This is a genomic window from Curtobacterium sp. MCPF17_046 (genome assembly GCF_003224295.1).
Lineage (GTDB): Bacteria > Actinomycetota > Actinomycetes > Actinomycetales > Microbacteriaceae > Curtobacterium.
This window is the reverse complement of record NZ_QKLB01000007.1, coordinates 22137-40784: the sequence shown is the minus strand read 5'-3', so window position 1 is coordinate 40784 and position 18648 is coordinate 22137. Positions and strand designations below refer to the sequence as shown.

Below are 18648 nucleotides of genomic sequence, written 5' to 3'. Positions count from 1 at the left end.
TGACCGCCGCCGGCACCGCTACACGGCGAGCAGCAGCTTCCCGACGACGTCGCCGGACGCCAGACGCCGGTGCGCTTCGGCCGCGTCGGCGAGGGGCAGCACGGTGTCCACGACCGGACGGACACGGCCGTCCTCGACGAACGGCCACACGTCCCGCCGCACGGCAGCGACGATCTCGGCCTTCTCGGCAGCCGGTCGTGCCCGCAGGGTCGTGCCGCTGACCGAGGCGCGCTTCCGCATGAGCTGGCCGATCGGCAGGGTCGCGTCCGGCCCGGACCCGGCGGCGATGATCGCGAGGTGCCCGTTCGGCGCGAGGACCTCGAGGTTGCGGTGCAGGTACGACGGACCGACCACGTCGAGGACGACGTCCACGCCGACACCGTCCGTGAAGGCCAGGGCACGCTCGACGAAGTCCTCCTCGCGGTGGTCGACGACCAGGTCCGCGCCGAGCTCGCGGGAGGCCGCGACCTTCCGCGCGCCACCGCTCGTCGCGACCACCCGGGCGCCGAGGGCCTTCGCCCAGAGCACTGCGTGCGATCCCATGCCCCCGGTCCCACCGTGGACGAGCAGGGTCTGCCCCGGCCGGAGTCCGGCGAGCATCCCGATGTTCGAGTACACCGTGCAGGCCGCTTCGGGGAGCGCGGCGGCGGACACCAGGTCCAGCCCGTCCGGCACCGGCAGGAGCTGTGCCACCGGCACCACGGCGAGCGACGCGTACCCACCGCCGCTGAGGAGCGCACACACGCGGTCTCCGACGGACCAGCCCGTCACGCCGGTGCCGAGCGCACGGATCGTCCCGGACACCTCGAGCCCGAGCACGTCGGACGCTCCGGGCGGCGGCGGGTAGTTCCCCTGGCGCTGCTGCAGGTCCGCGTTGTTGACGCCGGCCGCCGCGACCTCGACGAGGACCTCGCCCTCGCCGGGCACCGGGTCGGGGAGCTCACCGAGGGACATGACGTCGACGTCGCCGGGCTGGGAGATGGTGATGGCACGCATCCCTCGACCGTACGCGCGTCCCCGGTCGGGACGGGGCGGACGGGGCTGGGCGGACGGGGGTGGCCGTCCCGCACTCCCTGAGCATCCGATCAGTACTGTCGGGGCGGAACGGGGCCTCCGGCCGGCGGCCCCACACCGACCAGGGGGGATCCCATGTCCACGAAGCACGTCTCCGTCCTCGCGACCGCAGCGCTCGCCGCGGTCCTGCTCGCCGGTTGCTCCTCGGGCGGCAGCACGACGGCCGAGGGGACCCAGGGTCAGGGCGCCACGAGCGGGTCCTCGAGCGCACCGTCGAAGGCCGCCGAGGAGCAGTCGGGCTCGCAGTCCAAGGCCGACGCGTGCGCCGCCTTCGAGAGCAAGGTGCGGTCGGCCGCCGAGGGGCTGCAGTCCGAGGCCACGAAGCTGCAGTCCGACCCCGACGCCGCGGTCGCCAAGCTCAAGGAGCTCGACGCGGACATCGACGCCGGTGTCGACGCGGTGAGCAACACCGAGGTCAAGGGCAAGGCCGAGGCGTTCCAGAGCGCCTACGGCGACATGGTGACGCGACTCGAGGCGATCACGAAGGACCCGCAGTCGGCCGACCTCGGCGCGTTCCAGGACTCGGCCACGGCGGTCCAGACGGCCGGGACCGACTTCGACTCGACCTGCGCGTCCTGAGCGGCACCGTCCGCTGACGGACGCACCACGGGCCTCCCGTCATCCGGACAGGAGGCCCGTGGTGCGCGAGCCGGTCGGCTCGCTGTGGCGCGTGGCGGGACCTACGCGGCCTGCTCCGGACGCGACGCGTCGAGACGCTCGACCTCTTCCGGACGGAGCTTCACGGTCGCGGCCGTCACCGAGTCGAGGATCGACTGCGGGCGGGACGCCCCCGGGATCGGGATGACGACGTCGCTCTTCGCGAGCTCCCACGCCAGCGCGATGACCTGGGGGGTGACGTCGCGCTCCTGGGCGAGGACGGCGAAGTCCTCGGCCGTGGTGCCGAGGTCGGCCGCGCCGGCGATGCCGCCGAGCGGGCTCCACGGCAGGAACGCGATGCCGAGCTCGTCGCAGAGCTCGAGCTCCGGCTCGCTCGAGCGGAACACGGGGGAGAACCGGTTCTGCACCGATGCGAGGCGGCCGCCGAGGACCTCGTTCGCCTGCCGGATCTGGTCGACCGTGGCGTTCGAGATGCCCGCCATGCGGATGACGCCCTCGTCGAGCAGTTCGGCGAGCGCACCGACCGAGTCCGCGTACGGGACGGCCGGGTCCGGGCGGTGGAACTGGTAGAGGCCGATCGCCTCGACGCCGAGACGCTTCGCCGAGGCCTTCGCGGCCTCCTTGAGGTAGGCCGGGTCGCCGTTCTGTGCCCAGGCCCCGGGTTCCGGCCGCAGGTGGCCGCCCTTCGTGGCGATGAGCACCTCCGACGTGTCCCCGCCGTACTCGCGGACGGCCCGGGCGATGAGCTCCTCGTTGTGGCCGACCTCGTCGTGGGCGGCGAGGTCGTACGCGTCGGCGGTGTCGATGAGGGTGACACCGGCTTCGAGGGCGGCGTGGACGGTGGCGACGGAGCGCGCTTCGTCCGGCCGGCCCTCGATGGACATCGGCATGCCGCCGAGTCCGATGGCGCTGACGGACGTGTCTCCGATGACTCGTTGCTTCATGGGCCCAGCATGCGCCGCGCCGGTCGGCGGACGTCCAGCCGTGGACGCAGGGCGGCTCAGGGGACGGGGAGCTGTGCGGTGTCGAAGCCGCGCCCCGGGCCGACGCCCTGCTCGTCGAGCGCCTGCACGACGAGCACCGTCCCCCACGTGACGACGGCGACGGTCAGGACGAAGCCGATCCCGGCGATCCACCACGACGTCCGTCGCCGGATCCAGGCGCGGATCGCGAACACGAGCGTGACGACCCCGATGACGAACGCTCCGCCGACCGCGATCGCCGCACCGCCGACGGTCCCGCCGGGGGAGCAGCCGTCGTCGGCGCCGCAGGACGCGGTCGTGGAGGCCACGGCGATCACGCCCGCGACGGCGGCGATCGCGGTGAGGACCGCACCGGCCACCAGGAGCAGGACGGTGGACACCCGGTCCGCGATCTTCGCCGGCGGGAACAGCGACGTCGCACCCTGCTCCCACGCGACGCGCTCGGCCTCGCTGTGCTGCCGGGCGCCCGGGTGCTGCTGCGGTCCGGATCCGGGGACGTTCGACCAGGTCATGGCACCGTTCCTACCGCGCCTCCACCCCGAACGCCTGGGCGAGGCGCTGGATCTTCTGCGCCCGTCCGAGTCGCGGCAGGTCCGACCCGTCGCGGATCACGCGTCCGCGCGCCTCGAAGTCGTCGAGGAAGTCCTGCGCCCAGGCGACGTCGGTCGGGGTCGGCGAGATGACCTCGTTGATGACGGGGAGCTGCTCGGTGTCCAGGCAGAGCTTGCCGGTCAGGCCGAGCGACACCGCGACCTGTGACTGCTCGCGCAGGATCGGGTGCGAAGAACCGACGGTGGGGCCGTCGATGGGCCCGGGCAGGTCGCCGACACGGGACGCCACCACCAGGCGGGACCGCGGGTACGCCATCGCGAGGGTGTCCGCGCTCGTGCCGGTGTCGCGGCGGTAGTCGCCGCTCCCGAAGGCCAGGCGGAACGCCCCCTGCGCGCGGGCGATCGACACCGCTTCCTCGATGCCCAGCGCCGATTCGACCAGCGCGATCACGGGGGTGTGTCCGCCGAGCCGGTGCCACGTGTCGGTGACCTGCGCCGGGGACTCCGTCTTTGCGAGCATCACGCCCTGCAGCCCGGGCAGGCCGCGGAGCTCCTCGACGTCGTCCTCCCAGAACTCGGTCGTGACGTCGTTGATCCGCACCCAGGCCTCGCCGCCACCGGCCAGCCAGGCGGCGACGGTGGTGCGGGCGGACGGCTTCGCGGCGGGGTCGACGGCGTCCTCGATGTCCAGGATCACCTGGTCGGCACGGGAGCGGGTGGCCCGCTCGAAGCGTTCCGCGGCGGTGCCGGCGACGAGGAGCCAGGAGCGCGAGATCTCGGCGGGGACCGATCGACGCCGGGACACGGCAGGGGTGGGCGGAGCAGGACGGTCGTCGGTGGCCATGCACCGTTGGTACCACACCCGCGCCTCCCGGCCCCGGCGCGGCGGCGGGGCGGTCCACCACAGCGCATCCGGGCCGGGTGAAACGCCGAAACAGCGGGCTCATTGCCAGAGTGCCGCAGCGCTTCCGCCTACAGTGGGCGGGTGTGGAGAGTGGACAGGGCGACCGACGATGAGGACGACGTGAACGACGACGCCCCCGTCGAGGGCACCGACCTGCCCGACGAGCAGTCCCCGCTGCGCCCAGAGCTCCAGGTCACGAGCCCGCACGCGATCAGTCTCGGCGACCCGCGGCTGACCGCGGGCAACGCGGCCGAGCCCGCGTGGGACGCGTGGCGCGAGCAGCTCGCCGGCGTCGGTGGGACGAGCCCGCTCGTGCACTTCGCCGACCACCCCCGCGCGCGCATCGAACTCTCGACGACGCATCCGGGCGGTCTGGCCCAGTTCATCACCGGCAAGACCACGCTGCTCTCGAGCCTGATCCGCGACGAGGTCGCGCTGCGGGCCGCCCGCGTCGCCGCCGGACACGTCGAGGCGAAGGGCACCGAGCTCGCCACCGTCCGCGGGATCGACGCCGTCAAGCTCGGCATCGGCATCGCGGACTGGGAGCACGGCGACGAGCACCACCGGGGCCCGGTCCTGCTCCGCCCGCTCGCGATCCGACGACACGGCCGCGACTTCGAGGTCCGGCTGCTCGGTGAACCGGTGCTCAACCCGGGCCTGGCCGACGCGCTCCGCGAGCAGTTCGGCATCACCCTCGACGCGCAGTCGTTCGTCGCCCTCGCCCAGCAGGACGGCTCCTTCACCCCGAACCCGGTGATCGACCGGCTCCGCGGCCTGACGGCGCACATCCCCGGCTTCTCGGTGCACGCCCGGCTCGTCGTGTCGACGTTCGCCGAGGTCGCGACCGGTCTCGTCGAGGACACGAAGGACCTCGCGCACCCGGTGCTCGACGCCCTCGCCGGCAACCCGAGCGCCAAGTGGCAGGTCGAGCAGTCGTACCACCCGGTCGAGCAGACGCCGTCGGACGAGCGCAGCCCGGAGACGGACACCCTGCTGCTCGACGCCGACGACGAGCAGGAGAACGTGATCGCGCAGATCACGGCCGGCAACTCCATCGTCGTGAAGACGCTCCCCGGCACCGGCGGCACGCAGACGATCGTGAACGCCCTCGGCGGCCTGGTCGCCGCGAACAAGCGCGTCCTCGTCGTCAGCCCGCGCCGCGCCACGCTCCGTGGCATCGCGGCCCGCTTCGGCGAGGTGCACCTGCCCGGCGTCGCCGTCACCCCGGCGACGCTCCGCCGTGACGTGGTCCGTGCGATCGCCCGCAACGAGAAGGCGAGCCGGCCGAACCTCCGCGAGGTCGACGACGCCCTGGTGCGGCTCCGCAAGGTCCTCACCGACTACCGCGGTGCCCTCACCCGCACCGACCCCGACTTCGGGGTCAGCGTGCTCGACTGCCTGGTCGAGCTCTCCCGCCTGTCCCTGCTGCCGGTCGCCCCGTCCACGACGGCCCGGCTGTCGAAGCAGTCCGTCGTCTCGATGGTCACCGGTCGCGCCCGCGTCGCCGAGACCATGGTCAGCGCCGCGAACCTCGGCGAGTTCCGCTACGGCCCCGACGACTCGCCCTGGTACGGCGCGCGGTTCACCTCGAGCGACGGCGCCCAGCGTGCCCACGCGACCGCGCGGGAACTCGACGGCGGCGCACTGCCGGCCCTCCTGCAGCGCGCACACGACCTCGTGGCGTCGACCCACATGCGGCAGTTCACGACGATCAACGAGCTCGGCATCTACCTCCGCCTGCTCACCGAGATCCGGGACACCCTCGACCGCTTCCTGCCGATCGTGTTCGACCGGTCGGTGTCCGAACTCGTCGCCGCGACCGCTCCCCGGGGCGAGGGCGCGCCGATGTCGAGCACGAACCGCCGTCGGCTCAAGAAGCTCGCCCGCGAGTACGTCCGTCCCGGCGTGCACGTGTCCGACCTGCACGAGGCCCTCACCCGCGTCCAGCAGCAGCGCGTCCTCTGGCAGCGCTACGTGGCCGCGGGCGTGAACCCCGAGGTCCCCACCGGCATCGCCGACGTCCAGGTGCTGTTCTCGAACGTCGTCGAGGACCTGGCCCGACTGGACGAGCCGCTCGGTCGCACCAGCCGCGACCAGCAGCTCGCGAACCTGCCGATCGACGAGCTCGTCCCGACGATCGCCGAACTGGCCGCCGAGTCCGACGTCCTGCACAACCTGCAGGAGCGCACCGAACTCATGCAGACGCTCCGCGACCTGCAGCTCGAGCCGCTGCTCACCGACCTGGCGAACCGGCACGTGCCGGACGTGCAGGTGCCCGCCGAGCTCGAGCTGGCCTGGTGGCAGTCCGCGCTCGAGACGATGCTCGAGTCCGACCGGGCCCTGCTCGGTGCGAACACCGACATGCTCGACCGGGTCGAGGCCGACTTCCGACTCGTGGACGACGCGCACGCGGCCGGGGTGTCCCAGGGCTTGGCGTGGCAGCTCGCCGAGAACTGGAAGGTCGGGCTCGTCGACTGGCCGGAGGAGTCCTCCGCGCTGAAGACGCAGCTCAAGGAGGGCGCGATCACGTCGCGTCTGCTCCACGACTCCGCACCGCACCTGTCCCGCGCCATCGCCCCGGTCTGGCTCGCCTCCCCGTACGAGGTCGCGCAGATCGCCGACACGATGCCGTTCGACACCGTGATCCTCGTCGACGCCGGCGCCGTGACGATCGCCGAGACCGTCGGCGCCGTCCGCCGCGCTCGGCAGACCGTCGTGTTCGGTGACCCGGTCACGCAGACGCCGTCGCCGTTCCGCATCGCCGTCGACCCGGACCACCGCGCGCTGCAGGTGGACGAGGAGACGCTCGACGCCCTGCACGCCGACTCGGCCCTCGCGAAGCTGTCCACGCTCCTGCCCACCCTGTCGCTGACCCGGTCGTACCGGGCCGGCGGCGAGGACCTGGCGGAGCTGGTCAACCGTCGCTTCTACGGCGGACGGATCGAGTCGCTGCCCTGGGCCGGCTCGTTCCTCGGCCACGGCTCGATCGCGCTCGACTACGTCAGCGAGGGCAAGGCCGTGCCGGACCCCGAGTCCGGCGCCGTCGAGAGCGTCGACGCCGAGGTGGACCGGGTCGTCCGGCACGTCATCGAGCACGCCCGCACCCGTCCGACCGAGTCGCTCATGGTCATCACGGCCTCGGCGAAGCACGCGGTCCGGGTCGAGCAGGCCGTGCTCGCTGCCGCGCAGGGCCACAAGGACCTCACCGAGTTCGTCATCGGTGACCGTCCGGAGCCGTTCATCGTGGCCACCCTCGAGCAGTCCGTGGCGCAGAGCCGCGACCGGGTCGTGTTCTCCATCGGCTACGGCCGGACCCCGCACGGTCGGGTCCTCCGCGACTTCGGTCCCCTCGGCAAGCCCGGGGGTGAGCGGCTGCTCGCGGTCGCGATGACCCGTGCCCGTCGGTCGATGGTCATCGTCACGTGCTTCCAGCCGTCCGACATCGAGGCCGAGCGCATGGGGCACGGCACGGTCGCCCTCGCCGAGATCCTGGCCGAGGTCCGCGCCCGGACCACCGCCGAGTACGTGCCGGACGACTCCGACCCGCTGCTCGTCGACCTGGCCCGGCGGCTGGAGATGCGCGGCATCCCGGTCGCGCTCGGCCACCGCGGCAAGCTCGGCCTGGTCGCCGCGCACGGCGGGGTCTGCGTCACCATCGAGACCGATGCGTCGCTCGTCAAGGGGTCGCTGCGTGAGTCGCTCCGGCTCCGTCCCGAGGTGCTCCGTCGTCTCGGCTGGCACTACGTCCGCGTGCACGCGTTCCAGCTGTTCTCCGACCCGGACCGGGTGGCGAACACGGTGGCGCAGGTGCTCGGGGTCGACCGCGGTGCCACCCAGGAGATCTCGATCCCGCCGGTGCCCGCACGCCGATGACCGCCAGGGTCCCACGCCGGGCCTCGCGGCAGGCAGGACCGGTGACCTCGACGACGGACCAACTGACGGGGACGTGGACACCGGACGCGGGTGCGTCCCGGGCAGGAGATGCGTCGGGGGCGGCCACCGACCCCGCGGCGACCCCGGAACCCGCCTTGCCGCGGTCGACCGGGCCGGGAGGCACGTCCCGCTCCGGCAGGCGCGTCACGACCCGTGCGGTCCCCGGCAGCGACCCGACACCGGCGCCGGAACCGGCGCGCCACGGCGCGGGCGAGAACGACGACCGGCTCCTCCGCGACCGGCCGCCGCACTGGGGATGACCGTCCCGGCTGACGGAGGACGGCCTGCCGCCGGTCGGGTGCGACCGACGAGTGCACGGGTCGGACCGGTACCCTTGCAGTGACCCACCCCGAACGGAAGCGTGTGATGACGGAGCCCTCCCGGCGGACCCGGCCCGACTGGCAGACGCTGCCGAACCTCATCACGCTGGTGCGCTTCGCCCTCATCCCGGTCTACGTCGGGCTGGTCGTCGCCGGACACCCGGGATGGGCGTTGGCCTCCCTGGTGGTCCTCGGCGTGAGCGACTGGGCCGACGGGTTCCTGGCGCGACGACTCCACCAGGAGTCCCAGCTCGGCAAGACGCTCGACCCGATCGCCGACCGGTTGGCGATCGTGGCGATCGTGCTGTCGCTCGTGCTCGTCGGGCTGCTGCCGTGGATCGTCGTCGTGGTCGTGGTGGCCGTCGACCTGGCGCTCCTGGCGCTCTCGAGCGCGTGGTTCCGCGGCAACCCGGACCTCCGCGTGACGTGGACGGGCAAGATCCGGTCCGCGCTGCTGTTCGTCGGGCTGCCGGTCCTGCTGTTCTCGTCGACGTCGGTCGCCGCCGACCACCACTGGGTCCGGGGCGTCGGTCTCGTCTTCGTCTGGCTCGGCACGGTCGGGCACGTCCTCGCCGGGCTGCAGTACGCGGGGGAGATGGCCCGGAAGCACCGGGCGCATCGCGCTCCGGCGTAGGCCGACCCTCCCGGCACCGGCACCGGCACCGGCACCGGCACCTACAGCTTCGTCGTTCCGGCGATGCCGGCGCCCTCGGGTGCGTCCGCCGGAGCGACGTGCGCTCCGTGCCCGCCGACACCCGGCTCGGCACCCTGCTGGGCGCGCAGCAGGTCGCGGATCTCGAGGAGCACCTCGACGTCCGTCGGCGGGACGTCCGCGGGCGGTTGCTCCTCGTCGTGCTTCGTCCGGTCGAACGCGACCTTCTTGAGGTGGTTCACCGGCACGACGAGCGCGAAGTAGACGACCGCTGCGACGATCACGAAGTTCAGGACGGCGCCGAGCACCTTGCCGAACAGCAGCTCGGTGTCGCCGCCGGACACGGTCGGGAACGACACGATCAGGGCCTTGTCCAAGCTGGAGGCGTTGAAGACCGCACCGATGAGCGGGTTGATCAACGCCGTCACGACCGCCGTCACGATGGCGGTGAACGCGGCTCCGATGACGACCGCCACCGCGAGGTCGATGACGTTCCCGCGGAGCAGGAACTCCCTGAAGCCCTTCACGCGAGCCCCCTTCTGTCGTGGACGGCCACCGCGCGATGGCCCGGTCCAACCTATCCAGCAGGCGCGGGGCCGGTCAGGACGCGGACGACCCCGACCCGGAGGACGACCCGGACCCGGAGGACGACGCCGAGCCGGACGAGGACCCGGAGCCGGACGAGGACCCGGAGCCGGACGAGGACCCGGAGCCGGACGAGGACCCGGAGGAGCCGGACGACCCCGACCCGGACGACGACCCCGACCCCGACGATGAGCCGGATCCCGACCCCGACGGCGTCGCGCGCGAGTCGGTCCGGTAGAAGCCACCTCCGTTGAAGGTCACACCGACGGGCGAGAACACCTTCCGTAGGACCCCGCCGCAGACCGGGCACTCGGTGAGCGTGGCGTCGGAGAAGGCCTGCTTGATGTCGAACGCGTTGCCGCACTCGGTGCAGCGGTACGAGTAGGTGGGCACGTCAGCTCCGGAACGTGATGATGCGCGACGGCGTGATGATGCCGTCGACGGGTTCGTCGTGGGGTTCGCGCGGGACCTCGTCGAGGTACTCCGTGTCGAACACCACAGCATAGACGGGCGGGCGGTTGGCCATGGACCCGAGGGTCTTGTCGTAGTACCCGCGTCCCCAGCCCATCCGGACGCCGTCGTGCCCCACGGCGGCGGCCGGCGTGATGATCACGTCGACGTCGTTGATCGCCAGGGGGGAGAGCACCTCGCCGACGACCTCCGGCATGCCGAACGGTCCCTCGCGCTCCGAGGACCCGTCGCCGACCGCCCAGTCGAGCAGCCCGTCCTCGCGGGTGATCGGCAGGAGCACCCGGATGCCCCGCGCGAACGCCCAGTCGAGGAAGGGACGGACGTCGGGTTCGTCGGGCGCCGACAGGTAGAGCGCGACCGAGGTGATCTGGCGTTCCTCGACGAAACGCTGCAGCGTGGCGGTCAGGGCGAGGGAGTCGGCGTCACGGACGGTCGAGGTCCGGCTGCGTCGCCGCTGCCGGAGGTCGGCTCGGAGGGCGCGCTTCTCGTTCCCGAGATCGGCGGTCATGGCGAAGAGTGTAGCGAGCGCCGGTGCTGCGGCTTCCCGCTGATCTGCCTGTCCTCCTATCAGTTGACATGCCCGCGAAATGCGTTTCGGATACGGTCTGTCCATGGGCTTCCAGATTTCGAAGGCAGTGATCCCCGCCGCAGGGCTGGGCACGCGCTTCCTCCCCGCGACCAAGGCGATGCCGAAGGAGATGCTCCCCGTCGTCGACAAGCCGGCCATCCAGTACGTGGTGGAGGAGGCGGTCGACGCCGGACTCACCGACGTGCTGATGATCACCGGGCGCAACAAGAACGCGCTCGAGAACCACTTCGACCACGTGTCGGAGCTCGAGGAGACCCTCAAGAAGAAGGGCGACCACGAGAAGCTGCAGAAGGTCAACCAGTCCACGGACCTGGCCGACATGCACTACGTGCGTCAGGGTGACCCGCTCGGCCTCGGTCACGCCGTGCTCCGCGCGAAGATGCACGTCGGCCGCGAGCCGTTCGCCGTGCTCCTCGGTGACGACATCATCGACGCCCGCGACCCGCTGCTCAAGCGCATGATCGAGGTCCAGGGCGAGAAGAAGGCCACGGTCGTCGCCCTGCTCGAGGTCCCGGCGTCGCAGACGCACCTCTACGGCATCGCGACCGTCGAGGAGACCGACACCGACGACGTCGTGAAGATCACCGGCCTGGTCGAGAAGCCGGCCCAGGGCGAGGCCCCGTCGAACCTGGCGATCATCGGCCGCTACGTCATCCGCCCCGAGGTCTTCGACGTCCTCGAGAAGCAGGAGCCCGGCAAGGGCGGCGAGATCCAGCTCACCGACGCGCTCATGAAGATGGCGAGCGCCGAGGAATGGACAGGTGGCGTGTACGGCGTCGTCTTCCGTGGACGCCGCTACGACACCGGTGACAAACTCGACTACATCAAGGCGATCGTGCAGCTCGCCTCGGACCGCGAGGACCTCGGCCCGGACCTCAAGTCCTGGCTCAAGGAGTTCAACGCGGGCGAATGAGTCGACCCATCCCGCACGGGTCCGGTGACCCCGGCCACGTGCGGGACACCCGTCCCGCCGAGCGCGGGACCCCGGAGGAACCAGAAGCGATGACGACGATCCCGACCCTCACCCACGGGCGGGTCACCATCCGCCCCCTCCGGATCCGCGACGCCCGTGAGCTCGACCTGGCGTTGGCCGGCAACCGCTCGTGGCTCCGCACGTGGGAGGCGACGAACCCCTCCGGGTTCGCGTCCGCCGACGTCAAGGGGAGCATCCGCGCGCTGCAGGCCAACGCCCGGGCCGGGTTGGGCCTCCCGTTCGCGATGGAACTGGACGGACGCTTCGTGGGCCAGCTGAACGTCTCCGGGATCACGTACGGGTCGCTCGCGAGCGCCTCCATCGGGTACTGGGTGGTGCAGGACGCCGCCGGCCACAACGTGACGCCGACCGCGGTCGCGCTGGCGACCGACCACTGCTTCCGCTCCGTCGGCATCCACCGTCTCGAGATCTGCATCCGTCCCGAGAACGCCCCGAGCCTCCGCGTCGTGGAGAAGCTCGGGTTCCGGTACGAGGGCCTGCGCCGCCGGTACATCCACATCAACGGCGATTGGCGCGACCACTTCTGCTTCGGCCTCGTCGCGGAGGAGATCCGCGAGGGCGTCCTCGACCGCTGGGTCCGTGGGCAGGTGCCGCACGGTGCCGGCCGCGTGCCGCAGGAGGCCTGGGACGAGGCGGGCGTGCCGCTGCCCGTCTCGCCGCGCGGCTGACGACCCACGGGACGGGTCGCGTCGCGGCCCGGTGACCCCGGCGTGGCCGGGAGGCCCGCCGAGCCTCCGACGGATCCGTCACGACTCGCTCGACACGCTCCCGGCAATGGGCGTCCGGGCGGCGCGCTCCCCCTACCGTTGCCCCCATGGGAATCGGGACCTGGGGCGGCGGCGTCGTGCTGCTCGTGGCGGCCGTGCTCTGGGTCGTGTACCTGATGCCCGCGTGGGCGGCCCGTCGTGAGTACCTCGCCACCGAGCGGAACGCGATCCGACTGCAGCAGACCCTCCGCATCCTGGCGCAGACCGCCGAGCTGCCGGACGAGGTGCGCGTCGAACTGAACGCGAAGTCCCTCGCCGAGGCGCAGCGCGTCGCCCGGTCCGAGGAGGCGAAGCGTGCCGCGATCGTCCGCGCCCACGAGGCCGCACGGCAGCGGGAGATCACCCGTCGCCTCGCCGCCCAGGCGCCCGTGCTCGAGAAGGCGTCCTCGGTGCCCGCCCTGACCGCGATGCGCATGCGTCGCTCACGTCTCGGTGCCACGACGCTCGGCACGCTCGGGCTCGTGCTCGCGGTGGTCGTGCTCGTCGTCGCCCCCGGCGCCTGGTTGCTCGCGGTGGCCGGACTCGTCGCGGCCGGTGGTTCCGCGGCCGTGCTCGCACAGCTGCACCAGGTCGCGACCGCGCGCCGTCGACGGGCCGCGGCCGGTGCGGCGGAGCAGACCCGGGCCTCCCGGCCGAGCACCGCGTGGACCGATCCCGCGCCGCCGCTCTCCACCGACCAGCCGACGGCCGCGCCCGCGGACCGCACCTGGACGCCGGGGCCGATCCCGAAGCCGCTGTACGTGCAGACGCCGACCCGACCCGATCCGTCCCCGGAGTCGTCGGCCGAACTCGCCGCCCGGCTGCGTGACCGCGTGGCCCAGGCGAAGGCCGAGGCGGAGGCAGAAGCGGCTGCCGTCCGAGCCGCTGCGGCCGACCCGTCGCTCGCACGGGTGTCGCGGATGCGTGCCGACGTCGAGGAGGCCGCCGCGGCGCTGTCCTCGCACGACCAGGGGCGGCTCGCGGAGCGGCTCGGGCTCCGTGCCGCGACCGCCGGGTCGCCGGCTCCCCGGAGTGCGCCCGCGGCCGGTGCGTCGGCTGCGCCCGGTCCGGTTGCGCCCGGTCCGGCTGCCTCCGCGACCGACGAGGCCGCCGCCCCCGCCGCCCCGAGCCGCTGGGCCGGGATGGGCGTGATCGGCGACGACGCGTACGGACAGACGGACCTCGACGCGATCATGCGACGCCGTCGAGCGGTCTGACCGGACGGCACGCCCGACCGCCGCGGCCCGATTACCGGATCGCCGCGACCCGGTGCTATCGTTGTCGAGCACTCGGGGCTATGGCGCAGTTGGTAGCGCGTCTCGTTCGCAATGAGAAGGTCAGGGGTTCGAATCCCCTTAGCTCCACCGAGAAGCACGACGGCCCGGAACCGATTGGTTCCGGGCCGTTCTCGTTGCCGGCCGTCCACAGCCCGCAACGGGGGGTGTCGGTGCCGGGTGCTCGGCCCCTAGACTCCCCGAGCGCCACAACAGGTGGTCCCGAGGGGGAGCCGCCACTCGGCCGGGCACCGTCGCCAGACCGAGCACCATCGTCCGCTCGGGCAGGCGTGCCCGATCGGGCACGCCGCCCGCTCGGGCACGTCGCCCGCTCGGACACATCAGGGGGAGAAGCATGAACCGCGTGCGTCGTCTCGTCGCCACCGTCGTCACCGCCGTCGTCATCACAGCAGGTGTCGCCGTCGCAGGCCCGACCGCCGCGGCCTCCGCCGCCGTCACCCCGACCGGGGTGGACATCTCGTGGCCGCAGTGCGGGAAGACGGTCCCGACCGGACAGGCCTTCGGCATCGTCGGGGTGAACGGATCGCTCGGCAACACGACGAACCCGTGCCTGGCCGAGCAGCTGGCCTGGGCCGCGGGCTCCGTCGGCGGATCGACCCAGCCGAAGACCCAGCTCTACGTCCTGTTCGCCAACCCCGGCCTGCAGGCGTCGGTGTGGCCGAAGTCGAACACCTACAAGGGCACCGCGCCGACGAACCGGTTCGGTCGGTGCTCGACCAAGGGCGGTGCGAAGCAGCTCACCCTCGCGTGCTCGTTCATGTACGGGTACGCGCGCGGTTACGACGACGTGACGATCCGCGGCATCGGCCGCCCCGCCGCGTACCGCTGGTGGCTCGACGTCGAGGAAGGGCTCTCGTACCAGAAGGACACGGCGCAGAACCGTGCCGCGATGGAAGGCATGATCGCCGGACTCAAGGCGGGTGGGGTCCGGATGTTCGGCATCTACTCGACGCCGTCGCAGTGGAAGACCATCGCCGGGTCGGTCAGCTCGTCGAGCACGCTGTACGGCCGGTCGAACTGGATCGCCCTCGGCAAGAGCACGACCACGAAGGCACGTCGGGCCTGCTCGGGGACCCCGCTGTCCGGCGGCACGATCGTGATGACCCAGATCGAGGCCGCGTACGGCTCCACCACGATCGACCGCGACGTCTCCTGCCGCTGATCGGTCCTTGCGGGGCTCCGTGTCGGCTGTCACGATGAGGCGACGGACGAAGGAGCCCATCATGACCTCGCGACTGAACCCCTACCTCGGCTTCCGGGACGACGCCCGACAGGCGCTCGAGTTCTACCAGTCGGTGTTCGGCGGTGAGCTGCGGATCGGTACCTTCGCCGAGATGGGCGCCGACGGGGACCCGGCCGACGCGGACAAGGTCATGCACGGGCAGCTCGAGACGACGCGGGGGTACGTGCTCATGGCGTCGGACACCCCGGCGTCGATGGGGCGGTCGGAGACGAACAACATCTCGCTGTCCGTCTCCGGTGACGCTGACGACGCCGAGGACCTGCGCGGGTACTTCGCGGCCCTGTCCGTCGGCGGGAGGGTGCTCGAACCACTCACGCAGGCGCCGTGGGGCGACGAGTTCGGCATGGTCACCGACCGGTTCGGGATCACCTGGCTCGTGAACGTCAGCGCTCCCGCTGCCTGACCCCGCTGCCTGACCCCGCTGCCTGACCCCGCGCTGCTCCCGGCGGTGCGGTCGGCCGATCCCGGGACGACGTCGCATAGCCTGGTCCGGTCATGACTGCTCCGATCACGCGCCGCACCCTCCTGTCCCTCGCCGGCATCACCGGTGTCGGCCTCGTCGCCGCGGCCTGCTCCGCGGACGGGCCGGGGCTCCGGTCCTCGTCGACGCCGGGGTCGTCCGGCGCGGCACCGGCCGGCGGGACGTCGTCGGGCTCGTCGTCGACCGGAGCCGCGAGTGCGCGCCCCTCGGCCACGACGGTCGAGCCGGCGGAGCTGCCCCTCGCCGGCGGCGTCACCGTGACCGTCACCGGGTCGGGGCTCGCCGTCGTCAAGGGCGTCACCGTCGGCGGGGTGGCCGCACGGGACGTGGTCGCCCGAGCGGGCAAGGTCACGTTCACGGCGCCGCACCAGGCCATGTACACCGCGGGGCCGGCCGACGTCGCGCTGTTCACCGAGCCCGTGGAACCGGTCCCGTCGGCGAACCGGACCTCGGACGGCAACGGCAGCCAGGCGAACGACGGCCAGGTGGGTGCCACCCAGGACGGTGCCGCCAGCACGCCGACCCCCACGGCCTCGGCCACTCCGGACGCGAGCACCGCGGTCGCCACCACGACCGTCGCCTACGCGGCCCAGACCGCGGTCGACCGCCAGCTCGAGTACGCCATGCGGCACTGGGCCGACTACAACACCGCCGAGTACGGGACGATGAACCCCATCGGCGGGGACTGCGCGAACTACGTCAACCAGACGCTCGAGGCCCGCGGCTGGGAGCAGCGCGCCGACTGGTACAACCGGGCCGGCGGTGCAGAGCACTCCTCGACGTGGACCTACTGCCCGGCCATGGACCCGTGGCTCGACCGGAACGCGGCCACGTTCGGGCTCACCCGCCGGACCTCGGACGAACGCCAGCACGTCGCGGTCGGCGACATCGTCATGTTCGACTGGAACGGCAACGGCTCGCCGGACCACACGACCATCGTGTCCGAGGTGTTCACCGAGGCCGACGGCACGATCCGCATCAAGTCGGCGAGCCACAACCAGGACGGGCCGTACCGTGACCTCGACGAGATGATCACGGTGCAGCACCCGGGCGGCACCGCCTGGTTCCACACGATCGCGGCGTAGGGACCGGAACCTCCGCACGGCACGGAGGGTGCGGCGCGTCGGTACCATCACGGGTGTCCTCGTACCGCGACGAGAGGGGATCCCGTGCCCGCACCTGCACTCCGCGAGACCGACCGCGGTCCGGCCTTCCCCGCCCGCGTCCGGTCCGACGTCGTGGCCGCCGTGGTCAGCGCGGGGCTCGCCGTGCTCCTGCCGGTCCTGTTGCTCGTCGTCGGCTCGCTGCTCGGCGGGGCAGGCGGCAACCCGCTCGGCTCGACGGCCGGACTGCTCCGACAGGCCCTGGGCGACGGGGTCGTGCTGGTGGTCCTCGTCGTGGTGGTGTCCGCGCTCGGCGGGTGGCGGTCCGTCCTGGCCGAGCCCGCTCGCGCGCGGTCGTGGTGGGGTGTCGGCGTGCTCGTCGTGTTCACCGCGGTGACGCTCGTCGCGTTCACGACACCCCTGCGGGCCGATGCCGGTGGGTACCTCGGCGCGCTCCTCGTCGGTGTGCTAGCCGTGGCCCTCGTCGAGGAGCTCGTCTTCCGCGGGGTCCTCGTCGCGGGGTTCCGCCGGGTCGCGCCCGAGTGGGTGGTGTGGCTCGTCGCCACCGCGACCTTCGCCCTGGCACACGCCTTCAACGCGGACGGCAGCGCGTTCCAGGTCCTCACGACGTTCCTGCTCGGTTCCGCCTGTCACCTCGCCCGTCGGGTCACCGGGTCGCTCCTCGGGGCCGTGTTGCTCCACGTGCTGTACGACGCGTTCCTCGGCTTCCGGAGCCAGACGGTCGACGGGATGCCGTTCCTGCTCAACGCCGGGGCCACCCTGGCGGTGGCCGTGGCAGCCGTCATCGGCTTCGTGGTCGCACTCCGCACCCCGGGACCGCGCCGCGGGTCCGGCACCGGCGCCTGAGGCACGAGGCCCGCGTCCGTGGTCGGGCGCCGGTGCCCGGGTTCAGGGGAACCCGAGGAACCAGAGCAGGACGACCGCGACCGCCTGCAGGCACACGCCGACCACGAGCCACCCGGTCGCCCGTCGCCGGGTCGCGGTGAACGTGTCGGCGGCGAGCAGCGGCGCGACCGGCATGAGCAGTCGGGGCAGGCTCTGCTGCGGCAGGAACACCGCCACCAGGTACGCCACGTAGGCGACCGCGAAGCCGAGGACGTCGGGCCCGAGCGCGCGGACGCCCCGTCGGCAGGACAACCACGCGGCCCCGGCGAGCACGAGCACCACGAGCACGATGCCCGCGGGCCCGAGCCACGTCCCCGCCATGAGGAACCACGGCGTCAGCGGTGCGAAGTGCTGCCGGCCGACGAACCCGACCCACCACGACAACTCCGTCTCGAGGTACGCGTCCGGACGACCGGTCACCGCGCTCGCGACCACGGGCCACGCGAGCCCCGCCGCCGCGACGACGAGCCCTGCGGCGACGACCGCGCCGCGATCCCGCCACCGGAACGGCTCCCCGCCGGGTCGGCCGCCTCCCGCACGCCGGGCGGCGACCTCCCGCACGACGAGGTGCACGGCGAGGGCGACGGCGAGCGCCAGCACCCCCGGGCGGGCGGCCGCCGCGAGCACACCGAGGACGGCGACCAGCCAGTACCGCCGGCGCACGAGCGCGAGCAGTGCGCCGAAGAGCAGGACCAGGAACATGCTCTCGGCGTACGCGACCTGCAGCAGGAAGCCCGTCGCGCCGAACGCGAAGAACGCGGTCGCCCACCGCGCACGTCGGGCGTCCGCGACCGCGAGGACGAGGCGGAACAGGACCACGCACGCCCCGGCACCGCACAGGGTGGCGACGACGAGCCCCGCCACCCAGAACGACGACCCCGTCAGCGCCATGAGGACCCGGACGACGCCGGGGAACAGCGGCAGGAACGCCCACGGGTTCGGGAGGACGTGCCCGTCGCCGTCGGTGGGCAGGTCGCGCGGGTACCCGTGCTCGGCGATGGTCCGGTAGAAGGACGCGTCCCACGAGCCCGAGAAGGTGGCGAACGACGGGTCACGCCGGTACGAGGCGAAGTGCCACCCGTTCGCCGTCGCGAGCCAGTAGACCGAACCGAGGAGCACCGTGCTGACGATGCGCGAGGCCAGCCACAGGAGGAGGGGAGTCGTCCACCCGCTGTGGCGGGCCTCCAGGACGGCCGTCAC

Annotated in this window: 18 protein-coding genes, 1 tRNA gene and 1 pseudogene; 12 read left to right on the top strand and 8 right to left on the bottom strand. The window is 72.7% G+C overall.

Going from position 1 to position 18648, the window contains the following annotated elements:
- Positions 1 to 18: 18 nt before the first annotated feature.
- On the bottom strand, positions 19 to 996 hold the full coding sequence (locus DEJ32_RS08255) for an NAD(P)H-quinone oxidoreductase (RefSeq protein WP_110900925.1): 978 nt from the start codon (positions 994 to 996) through the stop codon (positions 19 to 21).
- 153 nt (positions 997 to 1149) lie between these two features.
- Between DEJ32_RS08255 and DEJ32_RS08250 the strand changes: the two genes are divergently transcribed.
- Positions 1150 to 1653 carry a hypothetical protein gene (locus DEJ32_RS08250; protein ID WP_110824067.1) on the top strand — a complete coding sequence of 168 codons (504 nt, stop codon included), beginning with the start codon at positions 1150 to 1152 and terminating at the stop codon, positions 1651 to 1653.
- 101 nt (positions 1654 to 1754) lie between these two features.
- Here the strand turns inward: DEJ32_RS08250 and DEJ32_RS08245 are convergent, their stop codons facing one another.
- Genes DEJ32_RS08245 through DEJ32_RS08235 form a run of 3 tightly spaced genes read right to left on the bottom strand, consistent with a single transcriptional unit; the run spans position 1755 to position 4070 of the window.
- Positions 1755 to 2636: an aldo/keto reductase gene (locus tag DEJ32_RS08245; protein ID WP_110900924.1), complete on the bottom strand. Its 882-nt coding sequence runs from the start codon at positions 2634 to 2636 to the stop codon at positions 1755 to 1757.
- 56 nt (positions 2637 to 2692) lie between these two features.
- The gene (locus DEJ32_RS08240) at positions 2693 to 3187 is read right to left on the bottom strand and encodes a DUF6264 family protein (RefSeq protein WP_110900923.1); all 495 of its coding nucleotides are present in this window, start codon (positions 3185 to 3187) and stop codon (positions 2693 to 2695) included.
- 10 nt (positions 3188 to 3197) lie between these two features.
- A complete protein-coding gene (locus tag DEJ32_RS08235) occupies positions 3198 to 4070 on the bottom strand; it encodes a CoA ester lyase (RefSeq protein ID WP_181420440.1) in 873 nt (290 codons plus the stop codon).
- Between the two features lie 180 nt (positions 4071 to 4250).
- Here DEJ32_RS08235 and DEJ32_RS08230 point away from each other — a divergent pair, with 180 nt between their 5' ends.
- Positions 4251 to 8003, top strand: coding sequence for an AAA family ATPase (locus DEJ32_RS08230; protein WP_375342315.1), 3753 nt, complete (start codon positions 4251 to 4253; stop codon positions 8001 to 8003).
- A gap of 426 nt (positions 8004 to 8429) precedes the next feature.
- Positions 8430 to 9017: a CDP-alcohol phosphatidyltransferase family protein gene (locus tag DEJ32_RS08220; protein ID WP_110900921.1), complete on the top strand. Its 588-nt coding sequence runs from the start codon at positions 8430 to 8432 to the stop codon at positions 9015 to 9017.
- A 41-nt stretch (positions 9018 to 9058) separates the two neighbouring features.
- On the opposite strand, the gene mscL is transcribed toward DEJ32_RS08220, so the two are convergent.
- The gene (gene mscL / locus DEJ32_RS08215) at positions 9059 to 9562 is read right to left on the bottom strand and encodes a large conductance mechanosensitive channel protein MscL (RefSeq protein ID WP_110824060.1); all 504 of its coding nucleotides are present in this window, start codon (positions 9560 to 9562) and stop codon (positions 9059 to 9061) included.
- A gap of 17 nt (positions 9563 to 9579) precedes the next feature.
- Between mscL and DEJ32_RS16610 the strand changes: the two genes are divergently transcribed.
- Positions 9580 to 9858, top strand: coding sequence for a hypothetical protein (locus DEJ32_RS16610; protein WP_309146429.1), 279 nt, complete (start codon positions 9580 to 9582; stop codon positions 9856 to 9858).
- Between the two features lie 14 nt (positions 9859 to 9872).
- Here the strand turns inward: DEJ32_RS16610 and DEJ32_RS16605 are convergent.
- Together DEJ32_RS16605 and DEJ32_RS08205 are read right to left on the bottom strand one after the other, a co-directional pair.
- Positions 9873 to 10124: pseudogene (locus DEJ32_RS16605) on the bottom strand (FmdB family zinc ribbon protein); the annotation flags it as partial.
- Positions 10015 to 10599, bottom strand: a complete 585-nt coding sequence (locus DEJ32_RS08205; protein ID WP_110900919.1) for a 5-formyltetrahydrofolate cyclo-ligase — start codon at positions 10597 to 10599, stop codon at positions 10015 to 10017. The pseudogene DEJ32_RS16605 and the gene DEJ32_RS08205, both read right to left, overlap by 110 nt.
- A gap of 103 nt (positions 10600 to 10702) precedes the next feature.
- Between DEJ32_RS08205 and galU the strand changes: the two genes are divergently transcribed.
- The 8 genes from galU (at position 10703) to DEJ32_RS08165 (ending at position 17409) form a co-directional block, all read left to right on the top strand.
- Positions 10703 to 11593, top strand: coding sequence for a UTP--glucose-1-phosphate uridylyltransferase GalU (gene galU / locus DEJ32_RS08200; protein ID WP_110890996.1), 891 nt, complete (start codon positions 10703 to 10705; stop codon positions 11591 to 11593).
- Between the two features lie 89 nt (positions 11594 to 11682).
- On the top strand, positions 11683 to 12342 hold the full coding sequence (locus tag DEJ32_RS08195) for a GNAT family N-acetyltransferase (protein ID WP_110824056.1): 660 nt from the start codon (positions 11683 to 11685) through the stop codon (positions 12340 to 12342).
- A 146-nt stretch (positions 12343 to 12488) separates the two neighbouring features.
- Positions 12489 to 13637, top strand: a complete 1149-nt coding sequence (locus DEJ32_RS08190; protein WP_110900918.1) for a hypothetical protein — start codon at positions 12489 to 12491, stop codon at positions 13635 to 13637.
- Positions 13638 to 13711: 74 nt separating this feature from the next.
- A tRNA-Ala gene (locus DEJ32_RS08185) sits at positions 13712 to 13784 on the top strand.
- A 265-nt stretch (positions 13785 to 14049) separates the two neighbouring features.
- Positions 14050 to 14877, top strand: a complete 828-nt coding sequence (locus DEJ32_RS08180; protein ID WP_110900917.1) for a hypothetical protein — start codon at positions 14050 to 14052, stop codon at positions 14875 to 14877.
- Positions 14878 to 14938: 61 nt separating this feature from the next.
- Positions 14939 to 15361, top strand: a complete 423-nt coding sequence (locus DEJ32_RS08175; RefSeq protein WP_110824053.1) for a VOC family protein — start codon at positions 14939 to 14941, stop codon at positions 15359 to 15361.
- A 92-nt stretch (positions 15362 to 15453) separates the two neighbouring features.
- Positions 15454 to 16524 (top strand): amidase domain-containing protein, encoded by a 1071-nt coding sequence (locus tag DEJ32_RS08170; RefSeq protein WP_110900916.1) that lies wholly within the window; start codon positions 15454 to 15456, stop codon positions 16522 to 16524.
- An 84-nt stretch (positions 16525 to 16608) separates the two neighbouring features.
- The gene (locus DEJ32_RS08165) at positions 16609 to 17409 is read left to right on the top strand and encodes a CPBP family intramembrane glutamic endopeptidase (RefSeq protein WP_110900915.1); all 801 of its coding nucleotides are present in this window, start codon (positions 16609 to 16611) and stop codon (positions 17407 to 17409) included.
- Positions 17410 to 17451: 42 nt separating this feature from the next.
- On the opposite strand, the gene DEJ32_RS08160 is transcribed toward DEJ32_RS08165, so the two are convergent.
- Complete coding sequence (locus DEJ32_RS08160) at positions 17452 to 18648, bottom strand: hypothetical protein (protein ID WP_258368943.1); 1197 nt, start codon at positions 18646 to 18648, stop codon at positions 17452 to 17454.